At 54.8% G+C, this 19,437-nt stretch carries 15 protein-coding genes and 4 tRNA genes; all 19 read right to left on the bottom strand.

Annotation, left to right across the window (positions count from 1 at the left end; all coding sequences use genetic code 11):
• Positions 1-36: 36 nt before the first annotated feature.
• The 19 genes from tuf to birA all read right to left on the bottom strand — a co-directional run bounded on the left by tuf (position 37) and on the right by birA (position 19,272).
• Positions 37-1,230 (bottom strand): elongation factor Tu, encoded by a 1,194-nt coding sequence (tuf, locus tag AO068_RS13450; RefSeq protein WP_003369027.1) that lies wholly within the window; start codon positions 1,228-1,230, stop codon positions 37-39.
• 31 nt (positions 1,231-1,261) lie between these two features.
• Positions 1,262-3,367, bottom strand: a complete 2,106-nt coding sequence (fusA, locus tag AO068_RS13445) for an elongation factor G (protein ID WP_004666356.1) — start codon at positions 3,365-3,367, stop codon at positions 1,262-1,264.
• A gap of 30 nt (positions 3,368-3,397) precedes the next feature.
• Positions 3,398-3,868 (bottom strand): 30S ribosomal protein S7, encoded by a 471-nt coding sequence (gene rpsG, locus AO068_RS13440; protein ID WP_002555493.1) that lies wholly within the window; start codon positions 3,866-3,868, stop codon positions 3,398-3,400.
• Positions 3,869-3,990: 122 nt separating this feature from the next.
• Positions 3,991-4,362, bottom strand: a complete 372-nt coding sequence (rpsL, locus tag AO068_RS13435; RefSeq protein ID WP_002555494.1) for a 30S ribosomal protein S12 — start codon at positions 4,360-4,362, stop codon at positions 3,991-3,993.
• Between the two features lie 199 nt (positions 4,363-4,561).
• Positions 4,562-8,761 carry a DNA-directed RNA polymerase subunit beta' gene (rpoC, locus tag AO068_RS13430; RefSeq protein WP_002555495.1) on the bottom strand — a complete coding sequence of 1,400 codons (4,200 nt, stop codon included), beginning with the start codon at positions 8,759-8,761 and terminating at the stop codon, positions 4,562-4,564.
• A gap of 64 nt (positions 8,762-8,825) precedes the next feature.
• Complete coding sequence (rpoB, locus tag AO068_RS13425) at positions 8,826-12,899, bottom strand: DNA-directed RNA polymerase subunit beta (protein ID WP_024659930.1); 4,074 nt, start codon at positions 12,897-12,899, stop codon at positions 8,826-8,828.
• Between the two features lie 221 nt (positions 12,900-13,120).
• A complete protein-coding gene (gene rplL / locus AO068_RS13420; protein ID WP_002555497.1) occupies positions 13,121-13,486 on the bottom strand; it encodes a 50S ribosomal protein L7/L12 in 366 nt (121 codons plus the stop codon).
• Positions 13,487-13,565: 79 nt separating this feature from the next.
• On the bottom strand, positions 13,566-14,066 hold the full coding sequence (gene rplJ, locus AO068_RS13415; RefSeq protein ID WP_002555498.1) for a 50S ribosomal protein L10: 501 nt from the start codon (positions 14,064-14,066) through the stop codon (positions 13,566-13,568).
• 200 nt (positions 14,067-14,266) lie between these two features.
• The gene (gene rplA, locus AO068_RS13410; RefSeq protein WP_058408617.1) at positions 14,267-14,962 is read right to left on the bottom strand and encodes a 50S ribosomal protein L1; all 696 of its coding nucleotides are present in this window, start codon (positions 14,960-14,962) and stop codon (positions 14,267-14,269) included.
• Complete coding sequence (rplK, locus tag AO068_RS13405; RefSeq protein ID WP_002555500.1) at positions 14,962-15,393, bottom strand: 50S ribosomal protein L11; 432 nt, start codon at positions 15,391-15,393, stop codon at positions 14,962-14,964. The genes rplA and rplK overlap by 1 nt, the downstream gene beginning before the upstream one ends.
• Before the next feature lie 118 nt (positions 15,394-15,511).
• Positions 15,512-16,045, bottom strand: a complete 534-nt coding sequence (gene nusG / locus AO068_RS13400) for a transcription termination/antitermination protein NusG (protein WP_002555501.1) — start codon at positions 16,043-16,045, stop codon at positions 15,512-15,514.
• A gap of 9 nt (positions 16,046-16,054) precedes the next feature.
• Complete coding sequence (gene secE / locus AO068_RS13395) at positions 16,055-16,423, bottom strand: preprotein translocase subunit SecE (RefSeq protein WP_002555502.1); 369 nt, start codon at positions 16,421-16,423, stop codon at positions 16,055-16,057.
• A 46-nt stretch (positions 16,424-16,469) separates the two neighbouring features.
• Positions 16,470-16,545 (bottom strand) — tRNA-Trp (locus AO068_RS13390).
• Positions 16,546-16,710: 165 nt separating this feature from the next.
• Positions 16,711-16,786, bottom strand: a tRNA-Thr gene (locus tag AO068_RS13385).
• 26 nt (positions 16,787-16,812) lie between these two features.
• A tRNA-Gly gene (locus tag AO068_RS13380) sits at positions 16,813-16,886 on the bottom strand.
• A gap of 24 nt (positions 16,887-16,910) precedes the next feature.
• Positions 16,911-16,995: transfer RNA gene (locus AO068_RS13375), tRNA-Tyr, on the bottom strand.
• Between the two features lie 142 nt (positions 16,996-17,137).
• The gene (locus tag AO068_RS13370; RefSeq protein ID WP_058408616.1) at positions 17,138-17,566 is read right to left on the bottom strand and encodes a hypothetical protein; all 429 of its coding nucleotides are present in this window, start codon (positions 17,564-17,566) and stop codon (positions 17,138-17,140) included.
• A gap of 7 nt (positions 17,567-17,573) precedes the next feature.
• Positions 17,574-18,323, bottom strand: a complete 750-nt coding sequence (locus tag AO068_RS13365; RefSeq protein ID WP_058402692.1) for a pantothenate kinase — start codon at positions 18,321-18,323, stop codon at positions 17,574-17,576.
• Positions 18,313-19,272: a bifunctional biotin--[acetyl-CoA-carboxylase] ligase/biotin operon repressor BirA gene (gene birA, locus AO068_RS13360; protein ID WP_058408615.1), complete on the bottom strand. Its 960-nt coding sequence runs from the start codon at positions 19,270-19,272 to the stop codon at positions 18,313-18,315. Before birA ends, AO068_RS13365 begins: the two co-directional genes overlap by 11 nt.
• Positions 19,273-19,437: the final 165 nt, after the last annotated feature.

Genomic DNA, 19,437 nt, shown 5'->3' with positions numbered 1-19,437 from the left:
CCCCGCGTTGCGGGGGCTCTTTTTGGGAATCAACGCTTACGCGATGATTTTGGCCACGACGCCAGCGCCGACGGTACGACCGCCTTCACGGATTGCGAAACGCAGACCATCTTCCATTGCGATTGGCTTGATCAGGGTAACGGAAACTTTAACGTTATCACCTGGCATAACCATTTCTACGCCTTCCGGCAGTTCGCAGCTACCAGTTACGTCGGTAGTACGGAAGTAGAACTGTGGACGGTAGCCTTTGAAGAACGGAGTGTGACGACCGCCTTCTTCTTTGCTCAGAACGTAGATTTCAGCTTCGAACTGAGTGTGCGGCTTGACGGTACCTGGCTTGACCAGAACCTGACCACGCTCAACGTCGTCACGCTTGGTACCACGCAGCAGAACGCCGCAGTTCTCGCCAGCACGACCTTCGTCGAGCAACTTACGGAACATTTCAACACCGGTGCAGGTGGTGACGGTAGTGTCACGCAGACCAACGATTTCCAGTGGATCCTGAACCTTGACGATACCGCGCTCAATACGACCAGTCACAACAGTACCGCGACCGGAGATCGAGAACACGTCTTCGATTGGCATCAGGAACGGCTTGTCGGTCAGACGAACTGGTTCTGGAATGTAGGAGTCCAGTGTTTCAACCAGTTTACGAACGGCAGTGGTGCCCATTTCGTTGTCGTCTTTACCTTCCAGAGCCATACGAGCAGAACCGATGATGATCGGAGTGTCGTCGCCTGGGAAGTCGTAAGTGCTCAGCAGATCGCGCACTTCCATCTCAACCAGTTCCAGCAGCTCAGCGTCGTCTACCAGGTCAGCCTTGTTCAGGAAAACCACGATGTACGGAACGCCAACCTGACGGGACAGCAGGATGTGCTCACGGGTTTGTGGCATCGGACCATCAGCGGCCGAACAAACCAGAATAGCGCCGTCCATCTGGGCAGCACCGGTGATCATGTTCTTCACGTAGTCAGCGTGACCTGGGCAGTCAACGTGAGCGTAGTGACGGATCAACGATTTGTATTCGACGTGCGCGGTATTGATGGTAATACCACGAGCTTTCTCTTCAGGTGCGCTGTCGATCTTGTCGAATTCAACAGCAGCCGAACCGAAAACTTCGGAGCAGACGCGAGTCAGAGCAGCGGTCAGCGTGGTTTTACCGTGGTCAACGTGACCAATGGTGCCAACGTTGACGTGCGGGAGGGAACGATCAAATTTTTCTTTAGCCACGACAAATAACTCCTAGCCTAAAGGCGCTGAATCAGCCTTGTTTTTTGGTTACAGTTTCGACGATGTGCGACGGAGCTGTATTGTATTTTTTGAATTCCATAGAGTAGCTTGCGCGACCCTGAGACATGGAGCGAACGTCGGTCGCATAACCGAACATCTCACCCAACGGAACCTCGGCACGAATTACTTTGCCGGAAACCGTATCTTCCATACCCAAGATCATGCCGCGACGGCGGTTAAGGTCGCCCATCACGTCACCCATATAGTCTTCAGGCGTAACAACCTCTACCGCCATGATCGGCTCAAGCAACTCACCACCGCCCTTCTGGGCCAGTTGCTTGGTCGCCATGGAAGCAGCCACCTTAAACGCCATCTCGTTCGAGTCGACGTCATGGTAGGAACCATCAAACACGGTAGCCTTCAGGCCGATCAGCGGATAGCCGGCAACAACGCCGTTCTTCATCTGCTCTTCGATACCCTTCTGGATAGCCGGGATGTATTCCTTGGGAACAACACCACCTACCACTTCGTTTACGAATTGCAGACCTTCCTGACCTTCGTCAGCAGGTGCAAAACGGATCCAGCAGTGACCGAACTGGCCACGACCGCCGGATTGACGAACGAACTTGCCTTCGATTTCACAATTCTTCGTGATGCGCTCACGATAGGAAACCTGAGGCTTGCCGATGTTGGCTTCGACGTTGAACTCACGGCGCATCCGGTCAACCAGGATGTCCAGGTGCAGCTCGCCCATGCCAGAGATGATCGTTTGACCAGTCTCTTCATCAGTCTTGACGCGGAAAGAAGGGTCTTCCTGAGCAAGCTTGCCCAGAGCGATACCCATTTTTTCCTGGTCATCCTTGGTTTTTGGCTCAACGGCAACCGAAATAACCGGCTCCGGGAAGTCCATGCGAACCAGGATGATTGGCTTGTCAGCGTTGCACAAGGTCTCACCAGTGGTGACGTCCTTCATGCCGATCAAGGCCGCGATGTCACCAGCGCGAACTTCCTTGATTTCTTCGCGGGCGTTTGCGTGCATTTGCACCATACGACCCACACGCTCTTTCTTGCCTTTCACCGAGTTGATCACGCCGTCGCCGGATGCCAACACGCCCGAGTAAACGCGGACGAAAGTCAAGGTACCCACGAATGGGTCGGTAGCGATCTTGAACGCCAAAGCCGAGAACGGCTCGTTGTCGTCTGCATGACGCTCCATCAGGACTTCTTCGTTATCAGGATCGGAACCCTTGATAGCTGGAATGTCGGTCGGAGCCGGCAGGTAGTCGATCACGGCGTCGAGAACCAGGGGAACGCCCTTGTTCTTGAAGGAAGAACCGCAAACAGCAAGAACGATCTCACCAGCGATAGTACGCTGACGCAGAGCGGCCTTGATTTCCTCGTTGGTGAGCTCTTCACCTTCGAGGTATTTGTTCATCAGCTCTTCGCTGGCTTCGGCAGCAGCCTCAACCATGTTGCTGCGCCACTCATCAGCCAGTTCCTGCAGCTCGGCAGGGATAGGCTCACGACGTGGAACCATACCCTTGTCGGCATCGTTCCAGTAAACAGCTTCCATGGACATCAGATCGATCTGACCCTGGAAGTTGTCTTCGGCACCAATGGCCAACTGGATCGGTACCGGGGTGTGACCCAGGCGCTGCTTGATCTGAGCGATTACGCGCAGAAAGTTTGCACCAGCACGGTCCATCTTGTTCACGTAAACGATACGTGGAACACCGTACTTGTTGGCCTGACGCCATACGGTTTCGGACTGCGGCTCTACGCCGGAAGTGCCACAGAACACAACGACCGCGCCGTCGAGCACACGCAGGGAACGCTCAACTTCAATGGTGAAGTCAACGTGGCCCGGGGTGTCAATAACGTTGAAACGGTATTGGTCTTTGTGTTGCTTCTCGGAACCCTGCCAGAAGGCAGTAATAGCAGCAGAAGTAATGGTAATACCACGCTCCTGCTCCTGAACCATCCAGTCCGTGGTCGCGGCGCCGTCATGCACCTCGCCCATTTTGTGGCTTTTGCCGGTGTAAAAAAGGACGCGCTCGGTGGTGGTGGTTTTACCAGCATCCACGTGAGCAACGATACCAATGTTACGGTAGCGGCCAATCGGAGTAGTACGAGCCATAAAGCCCTCGCAAAATTAGTGACGCTGAAATTAGAAGCGGTAGTGCGAGAAAGCCTTGTTGGCCTCAGCCATACGGTGCACGTCTTCACGCTTCTTGACCGCAGCACCTTTACCTTCGGCGGCGTCCAGCAGTTCGCCAGCCAAACGCAGCGCCATTGACTTCTCACCGCGCTTGCGCGCGAAGTCTACCAGCCAACGCATTGCCAGAGCATTACGACGGGACGGACGAACTTCGACAGGAACCTGGTAAGTAGCACCGCCTACACGGCGCGACTTTACTTCGACCAGCGGAGCGATGGCGTCGAGAGCTTTCTCGAAGATTTCCAGGGGGTCGCTGTTCTTGCGTTCTTTAACCTTTTCCAGCGCGCCATAAACGATACGCTCGGCAACGGCTTTCTTGCCGCTTTCCATAACGTGGTTCATGAACTTGGCCAGGATCTGGCTGCCGTATTTTGGATCGTCAAGCACTTCGCGCTTGGCTGCTACGCGTCTTCTTGGCATGGATAAGCCCTCAAACGGTCTTCAGGTTAGCTCGGGACCACCATCCTGCAAGGGATGCGCCCGACCTTACTCTTATCGACTCAGAAAAATAGAAATCTGCAATTTCACACAGAAGCCAAAAACTACTTAGGCTTCTTGGTACCGTATTTCGAGCGACCCTGGTTCCGGCCTTTAACGCCAGAAGTATCCAGAGAACCACGAACGGTGTGATAACGAACACCTGGCAAGTCTTTTACACGACCGCCACGAATCAGTACCACGCTGTGCTCTTGCAGGTTGTGACCTTCACCACCGATGTACGAGGAAACCTCGAAACCGTTGGTCAGGCGCACACGGCAGACTTTACGCAATGCCGAGTTAGGTTTTTTCGGCGTGGTGGTATACACACGAGTGCACACACCGCGACGTTGCGGGCAGTTCTGCAGCGCAGGCACGTCGGATTTCTCGACGATACGCTTACGCGGCTGACGTACCAGCTGGTTGATAGTTGCCATCTACTAGCTCCACTGTTGTCTTGCGACGCTATTGTCTTACAAGAAAAGCAAATGACAGGGCACAAGCCCCGCCAAATTTAGGGGTACAAGAGTCTAAAGAGGATCCCGCCCCCAGTCAAGACAAAGCCCCGACATCCTCAAGAGGCAAACAACACGAAAATGTGCTGTCTGCCAGATGAAAAATGCCGAGGCTTTAGTCTCAATTACCGCTGGAGTTCAACGCTTCAGTCAGAGCGGCTTCTACTTCGCTCGCGCTGACACGGGTCGGTTTGTCCATTTCACGGCGACGCTTGCGCTCGCTGTGATAAGCCAGACCGGTACCGGCCGGGATCAGACGACCCACAACCACGTTTTCCTTCAGGCCGCGCAAGTAATCGCGCTTGCCAGTCACAGCCGCCTCGGTCAGTACGCGGGTTGTCTCCTGGAAGGAGGCCGCGGAGATGAACGACTCGGTGGACAGCGATGCCTTGGTGATACCCAGCAACACGCGAGTGAACTTGGAGACAAACTTGTCTTCCGTGCTCAAACGCTCGTTTTCTACCAGTACGTGAGTCAATTCCATCTGGTCGCCCTTGATGAAACTGGAATCGCCAGACTCGGCAATTTCAACTTTGCGCAGCATCTGACGCAGAATCGTCTCGATGTGCTTGTCGTTGATCTTCACGCCTTGCAGACGGTATACGTCCTGAATCTCGTTAACGATGTACTTGGCCAGCGCACTCACACCCAACAGACGCAGGATGTCGTGTGGATCGCTAGGACCGTCGGAGATAACTTCGCCGCGGTTCACTTGCTCGCCTTCGAAGACGTTCAGGTGACGCCACTTCGGAATCAGCTCTTCGTACGGATCGCTACCGTCGTTCGGGGTAATGACCAGACGGCGCTTGCCTTTGGTTTCTTTACCGAATGCGATGGTACCGCTGACTTCTGCAAGGATCGACGCCTCTTTCGGACGACGGGCTTCGAACAGGTCGGCAACACGCGGCAGACCACCGGTAATGTCACGAGTCTTCGAAGTTTCCTGCGGAATACGAGCGATAACATCACCGATCGCGATCTGCGCACCGTCAGCCACACCGACCAGGGCGTTGGCTGGCAGGAAGTACTGAGCAGGTACGTCAGTACCTGGCAACAGCAGATCCTTGCCATCCAGACCAACCATCTTCACAGCAGGACGGATGTCCTTGCCGGCAGCCGGACGGTCTTTGGCATCAAGCACTTCAATGTTGGTCATACCGGTCAATTCGTCTGTCTGACGCTTGATCGTGATGCCTTCTTCCATGCCGACGTAGGTAACAGTACCTTTCATCTCGGTGACGATTGGGTGAGTGTGCGGATCCCACTTGGCCACGATAGAGCCAGCGTCGACCTTGTCGCCTTCCTTCACCGAAATCACTGCACCGTATGGCAGTTTGTAACGCTCACGCTCGCGACCGAAGTCATCAGCGATGGCCAGTTCACCGGAGCGGGATACCGCAACCAGGTGACCGTCAACACGCTCAACGTGCTTCAGGTTGTGAAGACGGACAGTACCGCCATTCTTCACCTGAACGCTGTCGGCTGCCGAGGTCCGGCTTGCCGCACCACCAATGTGGAACGTACGCATTGTCAGCTGGGTACCCGGCTCACCGATCGACTGTGCAGCGATTACGCCGACAGCTTCACCGATGTTAACCTGGTGACCGCGAGCCAGGTCGCGACCGTAGCACTTGGCACAGATGCCGTAGCGCGTTTCACAGCTGATTGGCGAGCGAACGATCACTTCGTCGATGCTGTTCAGCTCGATGAACTCGACCCACTTCTCGTCTACCAGTGTGCCAGCAGGAACGATGACGTCTTCTGTGCCCGGCTTGAACACGTCACGGGCGATAACCCGACCCAGTACGCGCTCACCCAGTGGCTCTACAACGTCACCGCCTTCAATGTGCGGAGTCATCAGCAGACCGTGCTCGGTACCGCAATCCACCTCGGTAACGACCAGATCCTGAGCAACGTCTACCAGACGGCGAGTCAGATAACCGGAGTTAGCGGTTTTCAGTGCGGTATCCGCAAGACCCTTACGAGCACCGTGAGTGGAGATGAAGTACTGAAGTACGCTCAAACCTTCACGGAAGTTCGCAGTGATCGGCGTTTCGATGATGGAGCCGTCAGGCTTGGCCATCAGACCACGCATACCGGCCAGCTGACGGATCTGGGCAGCAGAACCACGCGCACCGGAGTCAGCCATCATGTACATCGAGTTGAAGGATTCCTGGTCAACTTCGACGCCATGACGATCGATGACCTTCTCTTTCGAGAGGTTCGACATCATTGCCTTGGACACTTCGTCGTTGGCCTTGGACCAGAGGTCGATCACCTTGTTGTACTTCTCGCCCTGGGTTACCAGGCCGGAGGCGTACTGACTTTCGATCTCTTTAACTTCTTCGGTGGCCGCGTCGATGATGCGAGCTTTTTCATCCGGGATAACGAAGTCGTTAACGCCGATGGAAACACCCGAAATGGTCGAGTAGGCAAAACCGGTGTACATCAACTGGTCAGCGAAGATCACGGTCTCTTTCAAACCAACCACGCGGTAGCACTGGTTGATCAGCTTGGAGATCGCCTTCTTCTTCATGGGCTGGTTGACGACGTCGTAGGACAGGCCGGCCGGAACCACCTGGAACAGCAGCGCACGGCCGACAGTGGTGTCGACGATACGGGTGTTCTTGACGCTGCCACCGTCACGGTCGTTGACCGTTTCGTGGATACGAACCTTGACCTTGGCATGCAGAGCCGCTTCGCCGGCGCGGAATACGCGGTCGACTTCCTGCAGGTCCGCAAACACACGACCTTCGCCCTTGGCGTTGATCGCTTCACGAGTCATGTAATACAGACCCAGTACAACGTCCTGCGAAGGAACGATGATTGGCTCACCGTTGGCTGGCGACAGAATGTTGTTGGTCGACATCATCAGTGCACGCGCTTCGAGCTGAGCTTCCAGCGTCAAAGGTACGTGAACGGCCATCTGGTCGCCGTCGAAGTCGGCGTTGTACGCAGCACAGACCAGCGGGTGCAGCTGAATAGCCTTACCTTCAATCAGTACTGGTTCAAACGCCTGGATGCCCAGACGGTGAAGCGTTGGCGCGCGGTTCAAAAGCACCGGGTGTTCGCGAATTACTTCAGCAAGAACGTCCCAGACCTCTGGCAGCTCGCGCTCGACCATCTTCTTGGCAGCTTTGATGGTCGTGGCCAGGCCACGCATTTCCAGCTTGCCGAAGATGAACGGCTTGAACAGCTCGAGAGCCATTTTTTTCGGCAGACCGCACTGGTGCAGACGCAGGGTCGGACCTACGGTAATTACCGAACGGCCCGAGTAGTCAACGCGCTTACCGAGCAAGTTCTGACGGAAACGACCCTGCTTACCCTTGATCATGTCAGCCAGGGACTTCAGAGGACGCTTGTTGGAACCTGTGATCGCACGACCGCGACGACCGTTGTCGAGCAGCGCATCGACCGCTTCCTGCAGCATGCGCTTTTCGTTGCGCACGATGATGTCGGGAGCAGACAGATCCAGCAGACGCTTCAGACGGTTGTTACGGTTGATCACTCGACGATACAGATCGTTGAGGTCGGACGTCGCGAAACGGCCACCGTCAAGCGGAACCAGAGGACGCAGATCTGGCGGCAGAACCGGCAGAACGGTCAGCACCATCCACTCAGGGAGGTTGCCGGAACCCTGGAAGGCTTCCATCAATTTCAGACGCTTGGACAGCTTCTTGATTTTGGTTTCGGAATTGGTTTGCGGAATTTCTTCACGCAGACGGCCAATTTCGTGCTCCAGATCAATAGCATGCAGCAGTTCGCGGACAGCCTCGGCACCCATGCGGGCGTCGAAGTCATCACCGAACTCTTCGAGGGCTTCGAAGTATTGCTCGTCGTTCAGCAGCTGACCTTTTTCAAGGGTAGTCATGCCTGGATCGATAACGACATAGCTCTCGAAGTAGAGAACGCGCTCGATATCACGCAGGGTCATGTCCATCAGCAAGCCGATACGGGACGGCAGCGATTTCAGGAACCAGATGTGCGCAACCGGCGAAGCCAGCTCGATGTGAGCCATGCGCTCGCGACGAACCTTGGCCAGTGCTACTTCAACACCGCATTTTTCGCAGATGACACCGCGGTGCTTCAGGCGCTTGTACTTACCGCACAGGCACTCGTAATCTTTTACCGGGCCAAAGATCTTGGCGCAGAACAGACCGTCACGCTCAGGCTTGAACGTACGGTAGTTGATGGTTTCCGGCTTTTTAACTTCACCGAACGACCAAGAGCGGATCATCTCAGGCGATGCAAGTCCGATACGGATTGCGTCGAACTCTTCGACTTGACCCTGGTTTTTCAGCAAATTCAGTAGGTCTTTCAAGGCTTTTCCTCCTGGCGGAGCAGGGAGCAGGCAATACCGCCCTGCCCCCGATTCGCGTCACGTGTTATTCGGTTTCCAGATCGATATCGATACCGAGCGAACGGATTTCTTTGATCAACACGTTGAAAGACTCGGGCATGCCCGGCTCCATACGGTGATCGCCGTCCACGATGTTTTTGTACATCTTGGTACGACCGTTCACATCGTCCGACTTCACTGTGAGCATTTCCTGCAGAGTGTACGCCGCGCCGTATGCTTCCAGCGCCCACACTTCCATCTCCCCGAAACGCTGACCACCGAACTGTGCCTTACCACCCAGCGGCTGCTGGGTAACCAGGCTGTACGAACCAGTGGAACGCGCGTGCATCTTGTCGTCCACCAAGTGGTTCAGCTTCAGCATGTACATGTAGCCAACCGTTACAGCACGTTCAAACTTGTTGCCGGTACGACCGTCAAACAGCTGCATCTGGCCGCTTTCCGGCATATCTGCCAGCTTGAGCATTGCCTTGATTTCGCTTTCCTTGGCACCGTCGAAAACCGGGGTAGCCATCGGTACGCCGTTACGCAGGTTCTTAGCGAGGTCCAGAATCTCGTTGTCGGTGAGGTCTTCCAGAGACTCCTGACGACCGCCGATTTCGTTATAGATCTCGTTGAGGAACTTACGCAGCTCAGCAACTTTACGCTGCTCTTCAAGCATGCGGTTGATCTTCTCGCCCAGACCTTTGGCCGCGAGGCCCAAGTGAGTTTCAAGAATCTGACCAACGTTCATACGCGAAGGTACGCCCAGCGGGTTGAGGACGATATCCACCGGCGTGCCATTGGCATCGTGCGGCATGTCTTCAACCGGCATGATCACGGAGACCACACCCTTGTTACCGTGACGACCGGCCATCTTGTCGCCCGGCTGGATGCGACGACGGATTGCCAGGTAGACCTTGACGATTTTCAGAACGCCTGGAGCCAGGTCATCGCCTTGCTGCAGTTTGCGTTTCTTGTCTTCGAACTTGTCATCCAGGAGACGGCGACGATCAACGATGTAGGCCTGAGCTTTCTCAAGCTGCTCATTCAGAGCATCTTCAGCCATGCGCAGTTTGAACCACTGACCATGCTCAAGACCATCAAGCACTTCGTTGGTGATTTCCTGACCTTTCTTGAGGCCAGCACCGCCTTCGGCTATACGACCCACCAGCGCAGAGCGCAGACGTTCGAAAGTAGCGCCTTCGACAATACGGAACTCTTCGTTCAGATCCTTACGGATCTCGTCGAGTTGCGACTTCTCGATGGACAGGGCACGCGCATCACGCTCGACGCCATCACGGGTGAAGACCTGAACGTCAATGACAGTACCCTTGGTGCCTGTAGGCACGCGCAGGGAGGTGTCTTTAACGTCGCTGGCTTTCTCACCGAAAATCGCGCGCAACAGTTTTTCTTCCGGAGTCAGCTGGGTCTCGCCTTTCGGAGTGACCTTACCGACCAGGATGTCGCCGGCGCCTACTTCGGCACCTACATAAACGATACCCGCTTCGTCCAGCTTGTTCAGAGCCGCTTCACCCACGTTCGGGATGTCGGCGGTGATCTCTTCAGGCCCAAGCTTGGTGTCACGTGCCACACAGGTCAGTTCCTGAATATGGATCGTGGTGAAGCGGTCTTCCTGAACAACACGCTCAGAAAGACAGATGGAGTCTTCGAAGTTGAAACCGTTCCAGGCCATGAACGCGATGCGCATGTTCTGACCCAGAGCCAGCTCACCCATATCGGTGGACGGGCCGTCGGCCATGATGTCGCTACGCTGAACACGGTCACCCTTGCTGACCAGCGGACGCTGGTTGATGCAGGTGTTCTGGTTCGAACGGGTGTATTTGGTCAGGTTGTAGATATCTACACCTGCTTCACCTGTTTCTACTTCGTCATCGGCAACGCGAACAACGATACGGCTGGCGTCGACAGAGTCGATCACGCCGCCACGACGAGCCACGACGCAAACGCCGGAGTCACGGGCAACGTTGCGCTCCATGCCAGTACCTACCAGCGGCTTGTCGGCACGCAGGGTCGGTACAGCCTGACGCTGCATGTTCGAACCCATCAATGCGCGGTTGGCGTCATCGTGCTCGAGGAACGGGATCAGCGATGCGGCTACCGACACAACCTGCTTGGGCGAAACGTCCATCAGGGTGACATCGGCAGGTGCCTTGACGGTGAATTCGTTCAAGTGGCGCACAGCAACCAGCTCGTCGATCAGCTCTTGCTTGTCGTTCATTGCAGCCGAAGCCTGAGCAATGACGTGGTCCGCTTCTTCGATTGCCGAAAGGAAAACGATTTCTTCGGTTACCAGACCTTCCTTGACCACACGGTACGGGCTCTCAAGGAAGCCGTACTGGTTGGTGCGAGCATAAGCCGCCAGGGAGTTGATCAGACCGATGTTCGGACCTTCCGGCGTCTCGATCGGGCAGACACGGCCATAGTGAGTCGGGTGAACGTCTCGAACTTCAAAGCCGGCACGCTCACGAGTCAGACCGCCAGGGCCGAGTGCAGAAACACGACGCTTGTGAGTGATCTCGGAAAGCGGGTTGTTCTGATCCATGAACTGGGAAAGCTGGCTGGAACCGAAGAACTCCTTGACCGCCGCCGCAACAGGCTTGGCGTTGATCAGGTCCTGAGGCATCAGGCCTTCGCTTTCTGCCATGGACAGACGCTCTTTGACAGCGCGCTCGACACGGACCAGGCCTACACGGAACTGGTTCTCGGCCATCTCGCCAACGCAACGAACGCGACGGTTACCGAGGTGGTCGATGTCATCGACGATGCCTTTGCCGTTACGGATGTCAACGAGGGTCTTGAGGACCGCCACGATGTCTTCCTTGCACAACACACCCGAACCTTCGATTTCGGTACGACCGATACGACGGTTGAACTTCATCCGACCTACAGCAGACAGGTCATAACGCTCAGGACTGAAGAACAGGTTGTTGAACAGCGTTTCGGCTGCATCCTTGGTCGGAGGCTCGCCAGGACGCATCATGCGATAGATCTCGACCAGCGCTTCCAGTTGGTTGCTGGTGGAGTCGATCTTCAGCGTGTCAGAGACGAACGGACCGCAGTCGATATCGTTGGTGTACAACGTCTCGATGCGAACGACCTGAGCCTTGGCGATCTTGGCCAGGATTTCAGTGTTCAGCTCGGTATTGCACTCGGCAATGATCTCACCGGTTGCCGGATGCACGATGACCTTGGCAGTGGTACGACCCAGGACATAGTCCAGAGGTACTTCCAGCTCTTTGATCCCGGCTTTTTCCAGCTGGTTGATGTGACGAGCGGTAATACGGCGACCCTGCTCGACAATGACCTTGCCCTTGTCGTCCAGAATATCCAGAACGGCAATTTCACCACGCAGGCGCTGAGGCACCAGTTCCAGGCTCAGGTTTTCGCCGCGCACATGGAATACGTTGGTGGTGTAGAAAGCATCGAGCACTTGCTCGGTGGTGTAACCCAGAGCGCGCAGAAGTACGGACGCAGGCAGCTTGCGACGACGGTCGATACGGACGAATACGCAGTCTTTCGGATCGAACTCGAAGTCCAGCCACGAACCGCGGTAAGGAATGATACGAGCGGAGTAAAGCAGCTTACCGGAGCTGTGCGTCTTGCCACGGTCGTGGTCGAAGAATACGCCAGGCGAGCGGTGAAGCTGAGACACGATAACGCGCTCGGTGCCATTGATTACAAAGGTACCGTTTTCAGTCATCAGGGGGATTTCACCCATGTAGACTTCTTGCTCTTTGATGTCCTTGATCGCTTTGTTCGACGATTCTTTGTCGAAAATGATCAGACGGACCTTGACCCGCAGAGGTACTGCGTAAGTCACACCGCGCAGCACGCATTCCTTGACATCAAATGCCGGTTCGCCCAAGCGATAACCTACATACTCCAGCGCAGCATTGCCGGAGTAGCTGATGATCGGGAAAACGGATTTGAAGGCTGCATGCAGACCGACGTCGCGGAACTGATCTTTGGTCGCTCCCGCCTGCAGGAATTCGCGATACGAATCCAGCTGGATGGCCAAGAGATACGGCACATCCATTACGTCCGGCAACTTGCTAAAGTCCTTGCGGATACGTTTTTTCTCAGTATATGAGTAAGCCATCAGCGTTCCCCAGCTTGGTCACCTGCTTGTTTGGCTCCCTCCCGACGGAAGCAGCCAGAAAATCTTGCAAACCCCTTGGTTTGCGCCACCGCCATCGGTGGATACCGCACATTACAGACGTTGACAGCGCCAATCGTCTATAACGGAAAAAGGCCGGTGGCAAAAGCCACCAGCCATCAGCCTTTCGCTAATCGCGTGGGCTGGACACTCAAAGTCGGTGCTTATTTCAGCTCGACTTTAGCGCCTGCTTCTTCCAGAGTAGCTTTGGCTTTGTCAGCTGCGTCTTTGGCAACAGCTTCCAGAACCATTGCTGGCGCGCCGTCAACGACTGCCTTGGCTTCTTTCAGGCCCAGACCGGTCAGTTCACGTACTGCCTTGATCACGTTAACTTTCTTCTCGCCAGCTTCCAGCAGCATGACGTTGAATTCAGTTTGTTCTTCAACAACAGCAGCAGCAACAGCTGGACCAGCCGAACCGGCAGCAGCGGTAACGCCGAACTTCTCTTCGAACGCCTTGATCAGCTCTACAACCTGCAGAACGGACATTTCAGCTACGGCGTTAAGGATATCGTCTTGAGAGATGGACATGACTCAATTTCCTGAATTGGGGGACGGCCTACGCGACCATCAAAATAAACAAAAATACGCGAAAAGATCTGACTCAGCCTTAGGCTGCAGCTGCTTCTTTTTGGTCGCGAACAGCCGCCAGAGTACGAGCCAACTTGCTGGTAGCGCCTTGAATCACGCTCATCAGCTGAGAAATTGCTTCGTTACGGGTCGGCAGGCTTGCCAGTACATCGATCTGATTAGCTGCGAGGAACTTGCCCTCGAACGCAGCTGCCTTGATCTCGAACTTGTCCTGACCTTTGGCGAATTCCTTGAACAGACGGGCAGCAGCGCCAGGATGTTCGTTGGAGAACGCAATCAAGGTCGGGCCAGTGAACACGTCGTTGAGGACACTGAATTCAGTGTCAGCAACAGCGCGCTTGAGCAGGGTGTTACGTACAACACGTACGTAAACGCCAGCTTCACGAGCCTCTTTACGGAGTCCGGTCATAGCGCCGACCGTCACACCGCGGGCATCAGCCACGACAGCGGACAGACCAGCTTTGGCAGCCTCGTTGACTTCAGCGACGATGGCCTTCTTGTCTTCGAGTTTAATTGCCACGGGTTTAACTCCTGCTTGTTACCGTTTCATCCGACCGGAGTCAGATGTCGTTTTGGTGTCTGATTCGGTAAGGAACCGGGAGCACCATCTGCGTAGGCTTGAGGTTTAAGACTTGCGTCGCCTACGGTCTTGGATAGCCCCCGCCAGGCAGGGACCCCAATCTTTCAAACGGTACGGCGTAAAACCGCACCGTTTCTGTCTTACGCTTCCAACGAACTCTGGTCGATGACCAGGCCTGGGCCCATAGTGGTGCTCAGGGTGATGCGCTTGACGTAAATACCTTTCGAAGAAGCAGGCTTGATACGCTTGAGATCAGCGATCAGGGCTTCAACGTTTTCCTTCAGCTTGACAGCGTCGAAACCGACCTTGCCAACGGAAGTGTGGATGATGCCGTTTTTGTCGGTGCGATAACGAACCTGACCAGCCTTGGCGTTCTTGACGGCGTTAGCCACGTCAGGAGTAACGGTGCCGACTTTCGGGTTAGGCATCAGACCACGAGGACCGAGAACCTGACCCAGCTGACCCACAACGCGCATTGCGTCCGGGGAAGCGATAACGACGTCATAGTTCAGATCGCCCGCTTTCATTTCAGCAGCCAGATCATCCATACCAACGCGATCAGCACCGGCAGCCAGAGCAGCTTCAGCAGCAGGACCCTGAGTGAACACTGCAACGCGTACAGTTTTACCAGTGCCGTGCGGCAGTACGGTAGCGCTACGAACAACCTGGTCGGACTTACGAGGATCAACACCCAGGTTAACAGCAACGTCTACAGACTCGCTGAACTTGACGGTCGACAGCTCGGTCAGCAGGGCTGCGGCGTCTACGAAATTGTAAGACTTACCAGCTTCGATCTTGCTGGCGATTGCCTTTTGACGCTTGGTCAGCTTAGCCATTACACACCCTCCACGTTAAGGCCCATGCTACGAGCGGAACCGGCGATGGTACGCACGGCCGCTTCCATGTCAGCTGCAGTCAGATCCGCATTTTTTGCTTTAGCGATATCTTCCAGCTGAGCACGAGTCACGGTGCCAACTTTAACGGTGTTCGGGCGAGCCGAGCCGCTGGTCAAGCCTGCAGCTTTCTTCAGCAGAACCGATGCAGGAGTACTTTTTGTTTCGAAAGTGAAGCTACGGTCGCTGTATACAGTGATGATCACTGGAGTCGGCAAGCCAGGCTCAATACCCTGAGTACGGGCGTTGAACGCTTTGCAGAATTCCATGATGTTCACACCGTGCTGACCCAGAGCAGGACCAACTGGCGGGCTTGGGTTAGCCTGAGCGGCTTTCACTTGCAGCTTGATGTATGCGGTTATCTTCTTGGCCATGAGGCACTCCAATTACGGGTTCAAGCGCCAATAAAGGCTCCCCGGTTACTTACGCGTATATCCCAGTGACGAAAAAACCCCACAGCCTTGGGCTGCGGGGTATGGGATTCCAGCTCAGTTATGCCTTTTCGACCTGACTGAACTCCAGCTCTACCGGGGTAGAGCGTCCGAAAATGAGCACCGCCACTTGAATCCGGCTCTTTTCGTAGTTAACTTCTTCAACCGTGCCGTTGAAATCAGCGAACGGACCGTCGGTGACACGAACAACCTCACCCGGCTCGAACAGCGTTTTCGGCTTCGGCTTGTCGCTACCATCAGCAACGCGACGCAGAATTGCTTCTGCTTCTTTGTCAGTGATCGGAGCAGGCTTATCTGCGGTACCGCCGATGAAGCCCATGACACGCGGGGTGTCCTTGACCAAGTGCCAAGTACCCTCATTCATGTCCATCTGAACAAGCACATAACCTGGGAAGAACTTGCGTTCGCTTTTGCGTTTCTGGCCATTACGCATTTCAACCACTTCTTCAGTGGGAACCAGAATTTCGCCGAAGCCATCTTCCATGCCTGCCAGCTTCACACGCTCGATCAACGAGCGCATGACATGCTTCTCGTAACCCGAGTAAGCATGCACTACGTACCAACGCTTAGCCACGGGACACCCTTAGCCAACTATCAAGGAAACAAGCCAGCCGAGCAGGGAATCAAGCCCCCACAACAGCAACGCCATAACCAGCACAACTGCCACAACGATCAACGTGGTTTGAGTGGTTTCTTGGCGAGTAGGCCATACGACTTTACGAATCTCAGCGCGAGCTTCTTTCGCCAAAACGAAGAAGGCTTTACCCTTACCGGTCTGCAACGCTACAAATGCAGCTGCAGCAGCAATCACAAGGAGAGCAAGAACACGGTACAGGATCGGCTCAGCAGAATAATACTGATTACCGACAACACCCACGACAACCAAAACGACTACCAGGAGCCACTTCAGCATATCAAAGCGAGAGTCTGATGCTTCAGCCTTGGGATTCATCTACGGAGATCCTGTGAAAAGAAAGCCAGATTACATCTAGGAAATCTGGCAGGTCAGGAGGGAATCGAACCCCCAACCTACGGTTTTGGAGACCGTCGCTCTGCCAATTGAGCTACTGACCTAAAAGCAAAATCAGGCCGAACATTATGCGGACCTGACGAGAGTTTTTCAACACCTTATTCAGGGAGCGCCTTACAGGTGACGCACTCCGAACAAGCTTCAAGCGGATCACGCACAGCGCAACCACCTAAAACAAAGGCAGATATTTTCATATCTGCCTTTAGCAATGGAGCTCTTGAGCGGATTTGAACCGCTGACCTCACCCTTACCAAGGGTGTGCTCTACCAACTGAGCTACAAGAGCAAAACACAATGCATGAACCACAAACCTGGAGCGGGTAGCGGGAATCGAACCCGCATCATCAGCTTGGAAGGCTGAGGTTCTACCACTAAACTATACCCGCGCAATTTGCAGATCGCGCTAAATCTGGTGGAGGGGGAAGGATTCGAACCTTCGAAGTCGTAGACGTCAGATTTACAGTCTGATCCCTTTGGCCGCTCGGGAACCCCTCCTAAGCGAGGCAGCATTCTCAACTCATGCTGCCCTTCTGTCAACCTTTTTCTCAGTAAAAACCTGAGGTTACATGCGTTGACTACTACCACCTCGTTCGCGAGACTTTCACCTCGCTGCGAAGCGGGCGCCATTCTATGTAAACTACTCAGCAGTTGCAATGCCCTCGCACGACATTATTTGATTTTTTAATTGCGGGAAATCCTGACTCAATTGATTGATCACCCCCGCCTCCACAAGACGTCGACTTTCCGGGGCAATTCTTAACCAGTAGGCCGTCGCCCCGCTCGTTTGCAGTGACTGAAATTGAGACTGGATATCCAGACTGTTCAAGCGCTGCTCCACCAGCCGAGCATCCTCTTGCCTGGCAAAGCCACCGACATACAGACACCTCGTGTCAGCATCACGCGACGCGCGCCCCGCATCCGACTCGCTAAGCAGACGAATATCCTGCTGGGAAGCGCGATGCAACGACAGTGGCATGACCTCTTTGGCCCTGAGCGGAGCCTCCTGCTGATGCCAGAGGTAATAAAAGGCATTAAGCATCAACAGCAGAAGAAATAACCAACGCATAGAGACCTCAACGCAAAGGGCAAGCCAGAGCCAGACCCACGAAGACCAGATCAGGAACAATACGAGCCCCCGGCAGTACATCCGCAACCAGTGCTGCATCCCCACCAGTCACAAAAATAGCAAAATCATTGCCCCAGTACCCCTGCGCTATCTCCATCTGAGTCAATGCAAAACCACGAAGCATCAACGAGCAGCCGCGCTCTACAGCCTCTGCAGTCGCACGCCCAGGAACAAGACGGGCCAGGGCTTTTTCAGCCTCTGTGTCGTCATATCTGATGCGACGGGTATGGGTACGCAACTGATTGCGCATCAAGGGCATTCCAGGACAGATGAAGCCACCGAGATGGGCGCCACCGGCGTCGACAAAGTCAGACGTCACAGCGGTTCCCAGATCGATCACCAGGCACGCACTCCTGGCGAGATGGTAAGCACCTACAAAAGCCAGCCAGCGGTCCAGCCCCAGACGCGCAAAGTCGTCATAGCCATTAATCACGCCAGCAAGCTCTTGAGCAGGTTCCGCGCAGACAGGCGCAACGGAAAAGGTGTCAGCCAGCAAAGAGACAAGCCTCGCCGTTTCTTCGGCGCTACGCACACTCACCAGACGGCAGTCAGTGAATGATGTGTCAGGCAGATTGCTCAAGTGCGTCAGCAAGGCAGCATCGGAGTCCACAACCCCGCCACTAATCACTGTTGCATCACCTTTCGCTGTTATCCGCCACTTGATGAAGCTGTTGCCACAGTCGAGCTCAAGAATCATCTCGCAACCTCAGGCTGAGCTCGCCACCACTAAAGCTCTTTTCTACCCCATTCACTTCCAAACGCAACGCTCCAAGCGAATCGACTCCCAAGACCACCCCTTCAACTGCCTCAGCTCCTGAAAGCAATCTGACGGTAGCTCCCTGCCACAAATGCCCGCGCTCCCACTCGTCCTGAAAAGCCACGAAGCCTTCCTTGCGATGAACTGCCAGAAGAGACTCAAGCTGGCTGCTTATAAGGGCTGCAATCCGATTTCGATCAGCAAGGCTGCCGGTTTCGAGTCGAATCGACGTCCATAGCTGATCCACTTCGCTCGATGACCGCATGTTCACGTTCACCCCTATTCCGATGATCACATGACAAACATCTGCCGGATCACCAACAAGCTCAAGCAAAATGCCGGCAATCTTCTGCCTCCCTACCAGCACATCATTAGGCCATTTCAGGCCAGCTCCTTGAACCCCAATATCACGCAGTACTTTCATCACAGCCAATCCGACCAACAGGCTGAGACCTTCCAGCTGACGCATTCCACCATCAATGCGCAGGACCAGACTGTAATAAAGGTTCTCGGCAAATGGACTAACCCACTTTCGACCACGCCTGCCCCTTCCCGAGGTTTGCTGCTCGGCCACCACCAGCAAAGGCATGGGAGCCCCTTGAGCAATCAGACGCGTGGCCTCTGCATTGGTTGAGTCGATAGTGTCGTAGGTGCGTACAGACCAGTTAGCAGGGAATCCACACTGGGCTATGCCAGCGGGGCTTAAAAGCGAAATAGGCGTTGCCAGTCGATAGCCCCGTCCGCGCACTTTGTGCACCTCTATGCCGAGGTCAGCTTCAAGTTGCTGAAGCTGCTTCCAGACCGCACTGCGACTTATGCCGAGGGCGTTGCCTAATACCTGTCCAGAATGAAATGCACCATCGGCAAGAAGCGTTAACAAGGTCAGCATTTGGAGTCGCCTGGCAATGAGGCACGCATAATAGCCACGCAGGAGCATGCTGCATAGAAACGAAAATGTATTTTCATGGTGGCTTTTGTGCAGCAGAAAAACAAAAACCCTCAACGCGTAAGCGATGAGGGTTTCTGGAATTTAATCTTGACGATGACCTACTCT

It is taken from the genome of Pseudomonas sp. ICMP 3272 (assembly GCF_001466905.1).
GTDB classification, from domain to species: Bacteria; Pseudomonadota; Gammaproteobacteria; order Pseudomonadales; family Pseudomonadaceae; genus Aquipseudomonas; species Aquipseudomonas amygdali.
Note: the sequence above shows the minus strand (reverse complement) of the source record. Positions and strands in the feature narration are given on the sequence as shown.